At 57.2% G+C, this 15150-nt stretch carries 17 protein-coding genes; 5 read left to right on the top strand and 12 right to left on the bottom strand.

Annotation, left to right across the window (positions count from 1 at the left end; genetic code table 11):
• The first annotated feature begins 171 nt into the window (after positions 1-171).
• Positions 172-945, top strand: coding sequence for a Hint domain-containing protein (locus tag D9K61_RS26675; protein ID WP_254055885.1), 774 nt, complete (start codon positions 172-174; stop codon positions 943-945).
• Positions 946-998: 53 nt separating this feature from the next.
• On the opposite strand, the gene D9K61_RS26670 is transcribed toward D9K61_RS26675, so the two are convergent.
• The 8 genes from D9K61_RS26670 to D9K61_RS26640 all read right to left on the bottom strand — a co-directional run bounded on the left by D9K61_RS26670 (position 999) and on the right by D9K61_RS26640 (position 8822).
• Entirely contained in the window at positions 999-3200 is a 2202-nt protein-coding gene (locus tag D9K61_RS26670) for a 3-hydroxyacyl-CoA dehydrogenase NAD-binding domain-containing protein (protein ID WP_120636279.1), read from the bottom strand.
• Positions 3193-3681: a cupin domain-containing protein gene (locus D9K61_RS26665; protein ID WP_120636259.1), complete on the bottom strand. Its 489-nt coding sequence runs from the start codon at positions 3679-3681 to the stop codon at positions 3193-3195. The genes D9K61_RS26670 and D9K61_RS26665 overlap by 8 nt, the downstream gene beginning before the upstream one ends.
• Entirely contained in the window at positions 3681-4892 is a 1212-nt protein-coding gene (locus D9K61_RS26660; protein WP_120636258.1) for an acetyl-CoA C-acetyltransferase, read from the bottom strand. Before D9K61_RS26660 ends, D9K61_RS26665 begins: the two co-directional genes overlap by 1 nt.
• An 11-nt stretch (positions 4893-4903) precedes the next feature.
• Positions 4904-5542, bottom strand: coding sequence for a glutathione S-transferase family protein (locus D9K61_RS26655; RefSeq protein ID WP_120636257.1), 639 nt, complete (start codon positions 5540-5542; stop codon positions 4904-4906).
• Positions 5543-5624: 82 nt separating this feature from the next.
• Positions 5625-5747 carry a hypothetical protein gene (locus D9K61_RS27740; protein ID WP_256386782.1) on the bottom strand — a complete coding sequence of 41 codons (123 nt, stop codon included), beginning with the start codon at positions 5745-5747 and terminating at the stop codon, positions 5625-5627.
• Positions 5748-5947: 200 nt separating this feature from the next.
• Positions 5948-7729 carry an acyl-CoA dehydrogenase C-terminal domain-containing protein gene (locus D9K61_RS26650; protein WP_120636256.1) on the bottom strand — a complete coding sequence of 594 codons (1782 nt, stop codon included), beginning with the start codon at positions 7727-7729 and terminating at the stop codon, positions 5948-5950.
• Between the two features lie 48 nt (positions 7730-7777).
• Positions 7778-8179, bottom strand: coding sequence for a MerR family DNA-binding transcriptional regulator (locus tag D9K61_RS26645; protein WP_120636255.1), 402 nt, complete (start codon positions 8177-8179; stop codon positions 7778-7780).
• A gap of 274 nt (positions 8180-8453) precedes the next feature.
• Positions 8454-8822, bottom strand: a complete 369-nt coding sequence (locus tag D9K61_RS26640; protein WP_120636254.1) for a MerR family DNA-binding transcriptional regulator — start codon at positions 8820-8822, stop codon at positions 8454-8456.
• Positions 8823-8937: 115 nt separating this feature from the next.
• Here D9K61_RS26640 and D9K61_RS26635 point away from each other — a divergent pair, with 115 nt between their 5' ends.
• From D9K61_RS26635 to D9K61_RS26625, 3 genes are read left to right on the top strand one after another with little or no spacing between them, the layout of a single operon-like run.
• The gene (locus tag D9K61_RS26635; RefSeq protein ID WP_120636253.1) at positions 8938-9357 is read left to right on the top strand and encodes a PaaI family thioesterase; all 420 of its coding nucleotides are present in this window, start codon (positions 8938-8940) and stop codon (positions 9355-9357) included.
• Positions 9358-9876: a PaaI family thioesterase gene (locus D9K61_RS26630; RefSeq protein ID WP_120636252.1), complete on the top strand. Its 519-nt coding sequence runs from the start codon at positions 9358-9360 to the stop codon at positions 9874-9876. It begins immediately after the preceding gene.
• A 3-nt stretch (positions 9877-9879) separates the two neighbouring features.
• On the top strand, positions 9880-11196 hold the full coding sequence (locus D9K61_RS26625; protein WP_120636251.1) for an MATE family efflux transporter: 1317 nt from the start codon (positions 9880-9882) through the stop codon (positions 11194-11196).
• On the opposite strand, the gene arsC is transcribed toward D9K61_RS26625, so the two are convergent.
• From arsC to D9K61_RS26605, 4 genes are read right to left on the bottom strand one after another with little or no spacing between them, the layout of a single operon-like run.
• Positions 11193-11534 carry an arsenate reductase (glutaredoxin) gene (arsC, locus tag D9K61_RS26620; protein WP_120636250.1) on the bottom strand — a complete coding sequence of 114 codons (342 nt, stop codon included), beginning with the start codon at positions 11532-11534 and terminating at the stop codon, positions 11193-11195. The genes D9K61_RS26625 and arsC overlap by 4 nt on opposite strands.
• On the bottom strand, positions 11531-12589 hold the full coding sequence (locus D9K61_RS26615; RefSeq protein ID WP_120636249.1) for a quinone-dependent dihydroorotate dehydrogenase: 1059 nt from the start codon (positions 12587-12589) through the stop codon (positions 11531-11533). The genes arsC and D9K61_RS26615 overlap by 4 nt, the downstream gene beginning before the upstream one ends.
• Positions 12586-13017: a DUF1330 domain-containing protein gene (locus tag D9K61_RS26610; protein WP_120636248.1), complete on the bottom strand. Its 432-nt coding sequence runs from the start codon at positions 13015-13017 to the stop codon at positions 12586-12588. Before D9K61_RS26610 ends, D9K61_RS26615 begins: the two co-directional genes overlap by 4 nt.
• Positions 13014-13352: a DUF952 domain-containing protein gene (locus D9K61_RS26605; protein WP_120636247.1), complete on the bottom strand. Its 339-nt coding sequence runs from the start codon at positions 13350-13352 to the stop codon at positions 13014-13016. The genes D9K61_RS26610 and D9K61_RS26605 overlap by 4 nt, the downstream gene beginning before the upstream one ends.
• 108 nt (positions 13353-13460) lie before the next feature.
• Between D9K61_RS26605 and D9K61_RS26600 the strand changes: the two genes are divergently transcribed.
• Positions 13461-15038, top strand: a complete 1578-nt coding sequence (locus tag D9K61_RS26600) for a bifunctional UDP-sugar hydrolase/5'-nucleotidase (protein ID WP_120636246.1) — start codon at positions 13461-13463, stop codon at positions 15036-15038.
• Positions 15039-15150: the final 112 nt, after the last annotated feature.

The raw sequence follows: 15150 nt of genomic DNA, 5'->3' as shown, positions 1-15150 counted from the left end.
TTCCAAATTCGCATAAAACCGCGCTAAATTCGCGCTTCTGTCCGAGTTTTGGCGGCCAAAAGAGCCCTTGATGGCTCAATTTGGGCGCAAATATGTCGAAAATAAGTCGCACCTTCATTTTCATGCTAGCTCTAGTGAACAAGTTAATTGTGCCATAAGGGGGTGCGGCACGTGTTAGAAGTAGTGAGTGTTTCAGGTTTTTTAGATCAATCCGGTGATGTTGATCAGGCCTTTTTGAGTGAAGCGGTAAACGCACGTCGGAGCGGGTTGGTACATGGTACGAAAGTTGCAACAACCCGCGGCTGGAAACTGGTAGAACAGCTTGTAACCGGGGATTTGGTGCGCACGTTGGACAATGGCTTTAAAGAAGTGCGCCGGGTTTCAACCAATACTGTCACCATACCTGCCGGTGAAAACCGTGTTGAGTATTTGCCAGTATTTGTACCGGCGCGGTCAGCTTACAACGGGCGGCCTGTCTGGCTGATGCCCGAGCAGGGGATGGCGCTGAATCTCGGCAAGATCGATCCCGATGTCAGTGGATTTTCCGTTGTCCCGGCCAGGCTGCTCAGCGGCGCGGGTCGGCTGACATCGCAAGCGCCCGGCGCGACGTTTGAAGTCAGTTCATTGTTCTTCGATGCGGATGAGGTTGTCTTTGTCGAAGGTGGCCTTCAGGCATATTGCCCGTCAGGGCGTTTTACCATGCGAAGTAGGCCCGGGCATTCGGGCTATGATGTTGCTGAAAACGATGAAGCCGCTGCGCTTGTAGATTCGATTGCAATGAGTGGCGACATGTCGGCCCTCGCAAACCCGTTGGGTGCATTGCCAGCGCCCATCCCGCAAGAACCGATTTTTCCGGTTCGTCCACCCGGTGGAATTCGGCGACCGGGTCGTCCGGGACGGCCAGATGTGCCGGCCTTGTTTCTGCGGCCTGAATGGCAGACCTAACCAAACACTGAAAACGATGCCGGCGCGTGGTTTCACGCGCCGGCATCACTGTTTCAAGCAGCTTTGACTTCAGGATCAAAGCGGCCGTAGAAGCTTTGACCTTTCTCCGCCATCTCGCGCAGCAGGGGTGGGCATGCGAACCGATCGCCATACGCCTCGGCCAGCTGATCACACCGTTCTGCGGCATAGGGCGTGCCGATGATGTCCAGCCAGCTGAGTGGACCACCAGACCATGGTGCAAAGCCCCAACCCAAGATGGCGCCAACGTCGCCTTCGCGGATGTCTTCCAGAACGCCCTCTTCCAGCGCACGAACGGCTTCCAGAACCTGCGCGAACATAAGGCGTTGCTGCACTTCGATCAGGTCGGGCTGATCTGCGGCCAACGGATACTGGTCTTGTAGACCTTTCCAGTATTCGGTGCGCTTGCCTTTTTCGTCGTAGTCGAAAAAGCCTGCATTCGCCTTGCGACCCAGACGGCCCTGTTCTTCCATCCAGAAGATAAGGTCGTCCGATGGGCTTTCCGGATAGGCGTTGCCCATTGCTGCCTTGGTCGCACGCGCGATCTTGGCGCCCAGATCAATCGAGGTCTCATCTGTCAGTTGGATCGGCCCCACAGGGAAACCCAATTGCCGTGCCGCATTGTCGATCAGGATGGGGCTGACGCCTTCGGTGATCATGCGCGCGCCTTCGTTGATGTATGGGATAATGCAGCGGTTGGCGTAGAAGAAACGCGCATCGTTGACCACGATTGGTGTCTTGCGGATCTGACGGACATAATCCAACGCCTTGGCGACCGCGCGATCACCGGTTTCCTTGCCCTTGATGATCTCGACCAGGAACATCTTTTCGACCGGTGAAAAGAAGTGAATGCCGATGAACTGGTCCGAACGTACCGAGGCTTTGGCCAAATCGGTGATCGGCAGGGTTGAGGTATTCGAGGCAAAGATGCAATCCTCGGGGATGATCGCCTCGACCTTTTTGGTCATTTCGGCCTTCACACCCATGTCTTCGAACACAGCTTCGATGATCAGGTCGCAGCCTTTCAGGTGATCCAGATCCGGGGTCGCAGTGATGCGGGCCAGCATGGCCTCTTTCTTCTCGGCCGTGACCTTGCCGCGCTTCATACCCTTGTCCAGATAGGTCTCGGTATAGGCCTTACCCTTGTCGGCGGCTTCTTGATCGCGATCAACCAGAACCACTTCCATACCAGCCTGAGCGGAGACCAGCGCGATACCCGCACCCATCATGCCAGCGCCCAGCACGCCGATCTTCTTCACCGTCTGATCCGGTACGCCCGCGGGGCGTACTGCGCCCTTTTCCAGCGCTTCCTTGTTCAGGAACAGCGAGCGGATCATCGCACCCGAGGACGGGTTCATCAGCACGGATGTGAACCAGCGCGCTTCGATCTTCAGGGCCGTGTCGAAATCGACCAACGCGCCTTCGTAAACCGCGCTCAGCAGGGCTTTGGCAGCCGGGAAGGCACCCTGCGTTTTGCCGTTCACCATCGCTGATGCACCAACGAAGTTCATGAAACCAGCGGGGTGGTAGGGCGCGCCACCGGGCATCTTGTAGCCCTTGGCATCCCAAGGTTTCACAATGTCCCCGTCCTTGGCGTTCAGCACCCATTCCTTTGCCGCAGCAACTGGATCTTCGGCGATCTCGTCAATGTAGCCTGCGCCTTTGGCCTTTTTGACGTCCAGCATCTTACCTTCCAGCAACAGCGGAGCCGCAGCAATCGCGCCGACCTTGCGCACCATCCGCGTGGTGCCGCCTGCGCCGGGGAAGATGCCGACCATAATCTCGGGCAGACCATATTTGGCCTTGGGGTTTTCGGCCGCAAAGATGCGATGTGTGGACAGGGGAAGTTCCATGCCAATGCCAGCGGCGGTGCCGGGCAGGGCGGTCGCAATCGGCTTGCCGCCCTTCTTGGTCTTGGGGTCCATGCCCGCCATCTCAATCTTGCGCAGTAGGGCGTGCATCTGCATCGTGCCCTCGAACAGGCCTTTGGCCGGATTATTACCCGCCTGTTCCTTCATCACCGCCAACAGGTTCAGGTCCATGCCGCCTGCGAACGAACCTTCTTTGCCGGACGTTACGACGATGCCTTTGACCTCATCATCCGCCAGCGCCTGATCGATGCAATCGCTCAGCTGTGCCAGCCCATCAAAAGACATTACGTTCATGGTTTTTTCGGGAACGTCCCAGGTGATGATACCGACGCCATCGGCGCCTTTTGTCAGAGTGAAATCAGTCATTGTCATCTCCAATCTGGTCAGCCGTCAGCGGGCTGCCGTCCTTGCGCGTGAAGGAGAATCCGTTCTCATCATCCTTCACCATCATATCTATGTCGCTGTAATAGCCGGTCTCGGTCGGGGTCCGTGTGCCCACCACCAGAAAGGTCGCGGGCGCACCGGTCTTGTTCACAAGGTGATGGCCGTTGGCCTCACCAGCGGGCCAAGCGGCGCAGTCGCCGGGCTGCATGTCGTGTTCGCCATCATCATCGATCAGCGTGCATGAGCCGCTGAGAATGATGGCAAACTCGTCTTGCTCCATGTGGTAATGGCGCAGCGAGGACAGGCCCTCCGGCTCTAACCGCACAATGTTGACGCCATACTGGGTCAGCCCGCCAGCATCGCCGACGCGCTGGGCAAAACGACCTGCGGTCGCCTCGGCCAGTTTGCCGGGATAGCTCGAGCCGCCCTGAAACGCGATCTGAGAGAGATCCAGTTTAGGCATCAGACGCGCTCAATGATCGTTGCCGCACCCATTCCGGACGCAATGCAAAGCGTGGCCAGGCCAGCTTCCTTATCCTGACGCTCAAGCTCATCCAGCAGCGTGCCGATGATCATCGCGCCGGTCGCGCCCAGCGGGTGACCCATCGCAATCGAACCGCCGTTGACGTTGACCAAACCGGGGTCGACATCAAACGCCTGCTGGAAGCGCAACACGACCGAGGCAAAGGCTTCGTTCACCTCGAACAAGTCCAGGTCGCTGATCTTCATACCGTTGTCGGCCAGGATCTTCTCGGTCACCGGAACCGGACCGGTCAGCATGATGGTCGGGTCGGTGCCGATCTTGGCAGTCGCCTTGATGCGCGCACGCGGCTTCAACCCGTATTTCTCACCAAATTCCTTGTTGCCGATCAGAACCGCCGCAGCCCCATCCACGATGCCCGAGCTGTTGCCAGCGTGGTGGATGTGGTTCACGCGCTCAAGATGCGGGTATTTCAGCATTGCAACCTTGTCGAATCCGGGCATCTGCTCGCCCATCATCTGGAAGGACGGATTCAGCGCACCAAGGCTCTGCATATCAGTACCGGGGCGCATGTATTCGTCACGGTCCAGAATGGTCAGTCCGTTTTGATCCTTGACGGTGATGACCGACTTTTCGAAGCGGTTGTCTTCCCAAGCTGCAGCGGCACGTTTCTGCGATTCAACCGCCAGCGAGTCAGCATCGTCACGGCTGAAACCATACTCGGTCGCGATGATGTCGGCCGAGATGCCCTGCGGCACGAAGTAAGTGCCCATCGCCAGTGAAGGATCAACGGCAATCGCAGCACCATCACTACCCATTGCCACGCGACCCATCATCTCGACACCACCAGCGATGTAAGCTTGGCCAGCGCCGCCTTTGACTTGGTTTGCTGCCAGATTCACGGCTTCCATGCCGGATGCACAGAACCGGTTGATCGCCAGACCGGGGATCGACTGATCCAGATCCGACGCCAGAACCGCCGAGCGCGCCAGACAACCGCCCTGTTCCATCACTTGGGTAACGTTGCCCCAGATCACATCCTCAACGGCGTGGCCTTCCAGATTGTTGCGCTCTTTCATGGCATTCAGGGTAACGGCTGACAGGCGCACCGAGGTTACCTCGTGCAGGCTGCCATCCTTGCGGCCCTTGCCGCGCGGGGTGCGCAGGGCGTCATAGATATATGCTTCGGTCATGGGGTCTCTCCTTAAGCGCGATCCGACGGGTTGCCGGGCATCAGGTCATAGGGGTGCTTCCAGCCGGACTGCTCGGACAAACGAGTCAGCCAGGTGTCGATATGGGGCCAGTCGGTGCGATCAAAGCCGAAAGGTTCGGGGTAATACAGATAGCCGCAGCAACTAAGGTCAGCGTTGGTCACGCCATCTCCGACGATCCAGTCACGGCCGTCCAGATGATTGTTCAGAACGTCGTAGGCCGCTTTCAAGCGCCCTTGATTGAAAGCGATGACATCCGGGTTACGGTGTTCTTCGGGCAGAAAGTTGATCAGAAACCGGGTCAGGCCGGCCATCGAGCTAAGCTTGTGATTGTCCCACAGCACCCAACGTAGAATGTCGTAATTTTCTTCCCGAGTCTTGCCGCCGAACTTTCCGGATTTCTCGGTTACATAGGCCTGAATAGCGCCTGATTGACTGGTGCGGAATTCGCCGTCGATGAGGACCGGAGCCTCGCCCAACTCATTTACATCAGCCCGGTACTCGGGTGTACGAGTGACGCCTTTGAAGAAATCGACAAAGACTGGCTCCCACTCGAGGCCGGACATCTCCAGAGCCAACGCGGCCTTGTAGGAGTTTCCGCTTTCTCCAAAGCAATGAAGTTTGATGGTCATGCAATCGCCCCTCCCAAGGCGCTTTTGGCTCGGCCGGAATTGAGTATTTTTGAAAAGATGAAGGTCTAACAGTAACCTTTGATCAACCTTCTTCCAGTTCAATGGTTGCGCGGTACAGGCTGGAGAGCCAATGGCCGCAAAAGGTGAAGTCGTCCCTGTCCTGATGGCGAGTGCGCCCGGTGGCAGGGGCGCGTCCTATTTTCATCTTTTCACAAATACTCCCGCCGGAGGCACCTGGCCTTCAGATTGCCGCTGGTCGATGATTGGTTCGAACTGCCTTTCGTCCTTTCGTACTTTTAATTCGGAATTGAAGGTGCTCAGGCGCGAGGTTAGGCCAAAGCACATTGCCATTCATGTCCGCGTATAACCTGAGTCCGGGTGATGTCACCCGAACCCAGGCTGCGATCAGAAGTTCGCCGCGTCCAGTGCCATGACCGTGTCCGCGCCGGTCTGAATGCGCGCAAGGTGCATGCCCGTAGCAGGCAGGCGACGTGCCATGTAGAAACGACCGGTGTTGATCTTGGTTTCGTAGAAATCCTTGTCCGATGCGCCACCGTCCAAAGCTTCCTGAGCGGCTTTGGCCATCTGTGCCCACATAAGGCCCAGGCAAACATGACCGAACATGTGCATGAAGTCGTACGAGCCAGACAGGGCGTTGTTCGGGTTCTTCATACCTTCCTGCATGAAGTACATGCCAGCAGCCTGCAGATCCTTCGACGCGGCTTTCAGCGGTTCGATGAAGGCCTTGTCATAGGCTTCGTCTTTGCCGGCGTTTTCCTTGCAGAAGGTTTTGACCATGTCGAAGTACGCCATGACATGCTTGCCGCCATCCTGCGCCAGCTTACGACCAACAAGATCCAGCGCCTGAACGCCGTTGGCCCCTTCATAAATCATCGCTATGCGGGCGTCGCGGGTGTATTGCGACATGCCCCATTCTTCGATGTAGCCGTGGCCACCATAGACCTGCTGGGCCTGAACGGTCATGTCATAACCTTCATCCGTCAGGAAGCCCTTGATGACGGGGGTGAGCAACGAGATCAGCCCGTCCGCATCCTTGTCGCCGGAGCGATGCGCCTTGTCGATCATCGAGGCGCCCCACAGGATGAACGCGCGTGCGCCTTCGGTGAAGCTTTTCTGGTCCATCAGGTTGCGGCGAATGTCGGGATGCACGATCAGCGGATCGGCAGGGCCGTCCGGATTCTTCACTCCAGTCACGTCGCGACCTTGCAGGCGATCCTTAGCGTATTCCAGGGCGTTCTGGTAGGCAGCTTCGGCCTGGGACAAGCCCTGCATGCCGACACCCAGACGTGCCTCGTTCATCATGGTGAACATGGCGCGCATGCCTTTGTGTTCCTCGCCCAACAGCCAACCGGTGGCTTCATCATAGTTCATGACGCAGGTCGAGTTGCCGTGGATGCCCATCTTCTCTTCGATCTTGCCGACCGAGACACCGTTACGCTCGCCGACCGAACCGTCTTCTTTGACAAGAAACTTGGGCACGATGAACAGTGAAACACCCTTGATACCCTCAGGCCCGCCGGGGATCTTAGCCAGCACCAGGTGGATAACGTTGTTTGCCATGTTGTGATCACCGGCCGAGATGAAGATCTTCTGTCCGGAAATCTTGTAGCTGCCGTCGCCCTGCGGTTCTGCCTTGGTCCGCATCATGCCCAGATCGGTGCCGCAATGCGGTTCGGTTAGGTTCATGGTGCCGGTCCATTCACAGCTGACCATGTTTGGCAGGTACTTGTCTTTCTGCTCGTCGGTACCGTGCGCCAGAATGGCCGAGGCCGCTCCATGGGTCAGACCCTGATACATCACAAACGCCTGATTGGCGCCCGAAAACATCTCGCCCACGGCTGTACCCAGCACATAGGGCATGTTCTGGCCTCCATACTCTTCCGGCATGTCGAGGCCAGTCCAGCCACCTTCCTTCATCTGCTCGAAGGCTTCTTTGAACCCTGTAGGCGTGTAGACAACACCGTTTTCCAGGCGGCAGCCCTCGGTGTCACCAACCACGTTCAGCGGGTGCAGAACGTTGGTGGCAACTTTGCCTGCTTCTTCCAGAACAGCGCCGGTAAACTCGGCTTCAAGCTCGTTGTAACCCGGAATATCTGACTCCGAGATTTTCAGAACGTTATGCAGAATGAACTGCGTGTCTTTTGTTGGCGCGTTATAGACGGGCATGTGAAGCTCCCTTAATTCATATGTCCGGGTGGCAGGCAGCCGAGCGGTTTACTCGGCGGCCTTCTTTTCCTGTTTCATCGAGGCGATGACTTTTTCGCCCCAACGCAACTGCTCTTTCAGATCGTCGATCGCCTGTGTCAGCTCTTCACGGCGCGATTCCATGTCCGCCAGACGCTCGCACGCGATCTCGAATGTGCGGGACATCTGGGTCACCTGTTGGTCACCTACATGGTACAAATCCAGAAGCTGGCGAATCTCTTCCAGGCTGAATCCAAACCGTTTGCCGCGCAGGATCAGCTTGAGCCGGGCGCGGTCGCGTTTGGTGAACAGCCGTTTCTGCCCCTCGCGGTGCGGAAACAAAAGCTCTTTGGCCTCATAAAACCGCAAAGTACGGGGCGTGACGTCATAGGTCTCGCACATCTCGCGGATGGTCATCAGATCTTCAGTCATTCATCATACTCTCGTCACTGGCATCATGAGCTATGAGTTGCGTAGTTGATACGCGCTTTACAACATGTGAGTGACGTTGACGTAATCCAGACGCTGCGTCACTTTGAAGTTGACGTAACATCTGAACGCGTAAGGGGCTTTTGACGCAGTTTTCTTTCCGCTGCGTCAACCAGATTGGGGGCGTTTTGAGCAGCGCGTCGAATAACTGGATGCGCATTCGCACAGGCGAGTCGGTCTCGAGTTGGGCGATTCCCCACCGCAACAGGGCACTGTCTCAGCCTATTGACTTAAACGTTTGGTCCCGAAGGCGCTTGAGTTCGTCCATGGCTTCGTCCAGTTGCTGGCGCTGTTGGCGGAGCTCATCCATTTGACGATCAGCCATATCAACGAAAGTTGCCATCTGAGCTTTGTTCCCCTGATCTTCGTAGATCAGCAGCCATTGCCGAATTTCTTCCAGTGGAAAGCCGAATTTGCGCCCACGCATGATCAGCTTCATGCGGGCGCATTCGCGCGGGCCATAGAATCTGGATCTGCCTTCCCGATCGGGCTGCAGCAACTCGATATACTCGTAGTATCGCAGGGTGCGCGGCGTCACGTCGAATTCGGCGCACATCTCTTTGAATGACAAACGTTTGTCGGACATTCCTGGTCTCCTCGCCTGCAACCTAGGGCGTCGTGGCGGCAAGCGCAACAGGTGGGCTTGCCCTTTGATTGGGCTGCGGCTCATAAAGGGGGGCAAGACAACAGGACAAAACCCAATGGTCGACAAGACAGTACTCGCCCGCCAGTTCATCGAGGCGATCCCGCACGCAAGGGCGCTGGGCCTTAGGCTGATGCAGATCGGAGAAGGCGAGGCCGAAATCTCGATGCCGTATAACGAGGATCTGATCGGAGATCCGCGTACTGGCGTTATTCATGGTGGAGCGGTGTCGACCATTCTGGATACCTGTTGCGGCGCTGCGGTGATGAGCCATCCGGCTGCACCCGGTGGTACGGCGACCATCGACCTGCGCATCGACTACATGCGCGCCGCGACGCCGGGGCAGACGATCACAGCACGGGCAAGCTGCTATCACATTACCCGTAACGTGGCCTTTGTACGTGCGACAGCCATAGATGAAGATCGTGACGATCCGGTGGCCACCGCCTCGGGGTCGTTTACGGTGGAGGGGAAGTAAATGGCCAGACCCCGTCCCGAACCGGTTCAAGTTGTCAAACACCGACGCGATGCTGCACTGAACGCGCTGGTCGATGGCGTGCCATATATCCGCTTTCTCAATATCAGTTTTGATCGACGTGGAGATGAGCTGACAGGTGTCCTGAACTTTGATGACAATCTGATTGGCAACCCTTTGCTGCCTGCCATTCATGGTGGTGTGACTGCAGCCTTTCTTGAAGTCACGGCCGTGATCACCCTGAGTTGGGAACATATGTTTCCCCACATCGAAAGCGGTGAGATTGATGCGGATGCCATCATGACCGACAAGAACATTCGCTTTCCCAAGACAATCGATTTTACCGTTGATTACTTGCGCTCTGGCCTGCCCCGAGACGCATATGCGCGGGCGTTCATCAATCGTGCGGGTCGGCGCTATGCCTCGGTACGTGTCGAAGCCTGGCAGGATCACCACAGCAAGCTGTTTGCACAGGGAACAGGTCACTTCCTGATGCCGCAAAACCGTGCTGACAAAAGCTGAGGCATGCAGGACGCGTCGGCTCCCATAACCCATCGGCGGGTGCTTAAAGTTGCATTGCCGATCGTTCTGTCGAACGCCACGGTTCCGATCCTGGGGGCCGTAGATACTGGCGTGGTCGGCCAGATGGGTCTTGCGGCACCAATCGGAGCCGTTGGAATCGGAGCGGTGATTTTGTCGACGATCTACTGGATCTTCGGCTTTCTGCGGATGGGCACAACTGGCATGGCGGCTCAGGCACGCGGGGCAGGGGATGTACTTGAGATCCGGGCCTTGCTGATGCGTGGTCTCTTGCTGGGCGCTGCAGCGGGGTTCTTTTTTATTGTCGCACAGGTTGCGGTTTTTGCCGGTGCCTTTGCGCTTTCGCCGGCCAGTCCCGAGGTCGAGGCGCTGACCCGCGCCTATCTTGAGATCAGGATATGGGGCGCGCCGGCCACGATCGCACTTTACGCCGTCACGGGGTGGTTGATCGCGGTTGAACGAACGCGCGGTGTATTTGTCCTGCAGGTTTGGATGAACGGTCTGAACATCCTGTTGGACTTATGGTTCGTATTGGGTCTTGGCTGGGGTGTCGAAGGTGTCGCCGTCGCGACATTGATCGCGGAATGGACCGGGTTGGCCTTGGGGTTGTGGCTTTGCCGCGATGCCTTTGCAGGCAAATTGTGGCGCGACACGGCCCGTATCTTTGACGCCGAGCGATTGCGTCGGATGTTGCAGGTCAATGGCGATATCATGATCCGTTCGGTCTTGTTGACGGGATCGTTCACAACCTTCCTGTTCGTCGGTTCGGATCTGGGGGACATCAATTTGGCTGCCAATCAGGTACTGTTACAGTTTTTGGAAATCACGGCCTTTGCGCTGGATGGATTTGCCTTTTCTGCCGAGGCGCTGGTTGGCGTTGCCGTTGGGGCCCGTGATCGGTATCAGGTGCGGCGGGCCTCTGTGATGGCTTCGCAATGGGGCGTCGGTGGCGCTGTGCTGTTGGGCGCTGTCTTTTTTATCGCTGGGCCGACATTGATTGATCTTATGTCGACCTCACCCGAGGTGCGCGAAGCCGGGCGAGAATACCTGATCTGGGCCGCGCTTGCCCCGGTGATAGGGGTGGCGAGCTGGATGTTCGATGGGATCTATATCGGGGCGACTTGGACGCGGGCGATGCGCAACGCGATGCTGCAATCCGTTGCGATCTATGTGGTGGCTTTGTTTGTTTTGGTGCCAGTATTTGGCAACCATGGCTTGTGGGCCGCGCTGATGGTTCTGAACATCGCACGCGGCGTGACACTGGGCTGGCGCTATCCCAAACTTGAGGCGCAGGTGGCCTAAAGCAGGTCCAGCAGATTTTCCGGAGGACGTCCAAGCGCGGCTTTCTCGCCTGCAATTGCCAAAGGGCGTTCGATCAGAATCGGGTTCTCGGCCATCGCCCGGATCAGGTCCGGTTCTGGCGAGGATTTTGTCAGACCGAGCTCTTTGAACAGCTTTTCACCCGTTCGCATCATTCCAATCGCCGTCACGCCTAGCAGGGTTTGTGCTGCTCGAAGCTCATCCTCCGAAGGCGCATCCTCAAGATACTTCCGCAGCTTGATCTCCGCGCCTTTATCTTCAAGCAAGGCGAGGCCTTCGCGGGACTTTGAACAACGCGGGTTATGCCAGTATTCGATCACAACCAGTCCTCTCTTTTGCTGCCAACGGCTTGCGCTACAGTTTCAAATCCGTCGCGGGCAAGCAACTGGTCCAGCCCCTGCACAATGTCCGAGGCCAAGGATAAGCCGCCATAAACCATTGCGGTGTAAAACTGCACCGCCGAAGCGCCCGCGCAGATCTTGGCATAAGCCTGTTCTGCAGTGCTGATGCCGCCGACACCGATCAATGGAATTGATCCGTTCGTCAACTTACTCAGCTGGGCCAGAATACGCGTCGATTTTTCAAACAACGGCGCACCGGACAAACCGCCCGCTTCGCCCTTATGCGCGCTGCTCAAACCGTCGCGCGACAAGGTTGTGTTGGTGGCGATCACCCCATCAACACCGGTTTCGCGGGCGACCTCGGCGATGTCGTGCAGTTCCCTCGAGGTCAAATCTGGGGCGATTTTCAGGAACACAGGGATTGGTCGGGCAAGGGTGTCGCGGGTTTCGATGACCCCGCTCAACAGCGCGCTCAGCGCCGCCTTACCCTGCAAATCGCGCAGTTTTTCTGTATTGGGCGAGGACACATTGACCGTCGCAAAATCCAGATGCGCAGCGCAATGTGCCAGCACCTTGGCGAAATCGCCGGGCCGGTCGTCACTGTCCTTGTTTGCACCCAGATTCAGGCCAATCACCGCATCTTTTGGACGGCTGGCCAGACGCTGGGCCATGACCTGCATGCCGTCATTGTTGAAGCCAAAGCGGTTGATGGCAGCCTTGTCTTCAGTCAGCCGAAACAGGCGCGGTTTTGGGTTGCCAGGTTGCGGTCGTGGGGTGACCGCGCCGACTTCAATGAAGCCGAAACCAGCTTGGGACAGCGGGCCCAAAACCTCTCCGTTCTTGTCAAATCCAGCGGCCAATCCAACCGGGTTTGGCAAATCCAGCCCCGCGACTCGGGTCCGCAGACGCGGCGATGAAACCGGGCCCGGGGCAGGGGCCAACCCAGCCTTCAAAGCCTTGATCGACATCCCATGCGCGGTTTCCGGGTCCAGGCGGTGTAATGCGGCAAGCCCCAGCTTCTCGGTCAGTTTCATCCGAATGTATCCCCACCTTCGGCCGAACCGCAGCGGATCAGGCGCGAGGTTTCCACCGCAGCCTGACGATGGATTACCGCAGCTTGATAAACAGGGTCGGTCACCATTTCTAGAAACGCATGTGCCGTCGGATAGCGCGCTATGAAGACTTCGTCCCATACCTCATCTGTCGGACCGATCAGCGTGGTTTGGAACTGGCCGCGCCACAGGATCGACGCACCGAGCCGTGCAATGACCGGTGCAGTTGCGGCGCCATAGTTGCGGTAAGCCTGCGCGCCTGTCAGGTTCTCTTTGGCCAGTTCGTGATCCGCCGGGTAGCTTGCCGTTGTGCGAAACCTGACAAGATTAAGCATTTCGATAGGCTGATCCCGATCCAGCGTCTTGAAGGCTTCGAATTGAGCACGCTCCGGATCAATATAGCCGGTCATACCATCTCCTGGGGGAAGCTATGGGCCTGCCCGTCAAAAGGTAGGGGCCGAGACCAGACCACATCGCTCATCTGGATCTGCCGATAAAGATGCGGGAACCGTGCTCCACCGCGCGAAATCTCCCACTTCAGATCGTGCCCCATTGCCTCAGCATCGCAGGCCAAAAGAACCAGGCCTTCAACCCCGGCAAAGTGCTTTGCGGCCGTTTCGGCGGCCTGTTCCGCAGTCGAAAAATGCACAAACCCGTCGGTCACATCAATCGACGCACCGTCCGAGGCACCGTTGGCCTGCAGGTGGGCCCATTCGTCGGCCCGGAAAATCTTGTATATCAGCATGACGTGGTGATGCCTCGCAAAGCTGTGGGAATCAAGCCGGATTTCCCCCTTTGACTCTTTCCTTCCCTCAGCGCACGATCTGGGAAAACAACAATAGGGAGTTTTAGTATGTTGACCCGATTTCTGGCTTCGGCCGCCATATTGGGCCTGACCGCAGGTATCGCGGCTGCCGATTACAAATTGACCATTTTACACACCAACGATTTCCACTCTCGTTTTGAGCCGATCAACAAATACGACAGTGGCTGTGGTGCTGAGGACAATGCCGAAGGAAAGTGTTTCGGCGGATCGGCGCGTTTGGTGACAGCGGTGGAAGAGGCACGCGGACGGGCGGAAAACTCGATCCTGGTGGATGGCGGTGACCAGTTCCAGGGGTCACTGTTCTATACCTATTATAAAGGCAAAGTGGCTGCCGAGTTCATGAACAAGCTGGGCTATGATGCGATGACGGTGGGTAACCACGAATTCGACGATGGACCCGAGGTTCTGCGCGGCTTCATCGACTCGGTCGATTTCCCAGTCCTCATGTCGAACGCTAATGTGGCCGACGAAGAGTTGCTGACCGACAAGATCAAGAAATCGACAGTCATCGAGGTTGGTGGCGAGAAGATCGGCCTGATTGGCCTGACGCCCATTGATACTGATGAACTGGCCTCGCCCGGTCCGAATGTCACATTTTCCGATCCGGTACCGGCGGTTCAGGGTGAAGTGGACCGGTTAACCGGCGAAGGCGTCAACAAAATCGTCGTGCTTAGCCATTCGGGCTATGGCGTGGACCAGCGCGTGGCACAGGAAACCACCGGGGTTGATGTCATTGTTGGGGGCCATTCGAACACCTATTTATCCAATGTGTCCGACAAAGCGGCCGGTCCGTATCCGACCGTCATCAACGGAGTGCAGATCGTTCAGGCCTATGCCTATGGCAAGTTCCTGGGTGAGTTGAATGTGACCTTCGATGATGATGGCAATGTCGTCGAAGCGGCGGGTGAGCCGCTGATCATGGACAACACCGTTACCGAGGATCAGGCCGCGCTGGACCGGATCGCCGAACTGGCGGTTCCACTGGACGAGATCCGCAACAAAGTTGTGGCCAGCTCCGCCGATGCGATCGAAGGCGACCGTGCCATTTGTCGCGTCCAGGAATGTCAAATGGGCAACCTTGTTGCTGATGCCATGCTGGCACGGGTCGCTGATCAGGGTGTACAGATCGCGATTGCGAACTCAGGCGGTTTGCGGGCGTCGATCGATCCGGGTGAAATCACCATGGGCGAGGTGCTGACTGTCCTTCCGTTCCAGAACACGCTCTCGACCTTTGAGATCAGTGGTCAGGGTGTCATTGATGCGTTGGAGAACGGCGTAAGCCAGGTCGAAGAGGTCAAAGGCCGCTTCCCGCAAGTGGCGGGCGTGACTTTTGCCTGGGATGCTTCTGTTGCACCCAACGAAGGTCGCATCAGTGATGTGATGGTGGCTGATGGCGACGGGTTTGTTCCGATTGACCCGGCAGCCACCTATCTTGTTGTGACCAACAACTATGTGCGAAACGGCGGCGACGGATACAGCGTGTTCGAAGGTGACGACAAGAACGCGTATGATTTCGGCCCTGATCTGGCAGACGTGACGGCTGAGTATCTGGCCGAAAACGCACCATATCAGCCGTATCTGGATGGGCGCATCAAGCAGAAGTAAACTCAATCTGGAATGAAAAAGCCGCATCACACTGATGCGGCTTTTTCTATTTCGGACGCCTTTGGCGCGTGAGCAACACAATTGGTCGTTGTGGTTGGACCAGGCGGGAAAA

Source organism: Ruegeria sp. EL01 (assembly GCF_900313035.1).
GTDB lineage: Bacteria > Pseudomonadota > Alphaproteobacteria > Rhodobacterales > Rhodobacteraceae > Ruegeria.
This window is presented reverse-complemented; position numbering and strand designations above follow the sequence as displayed.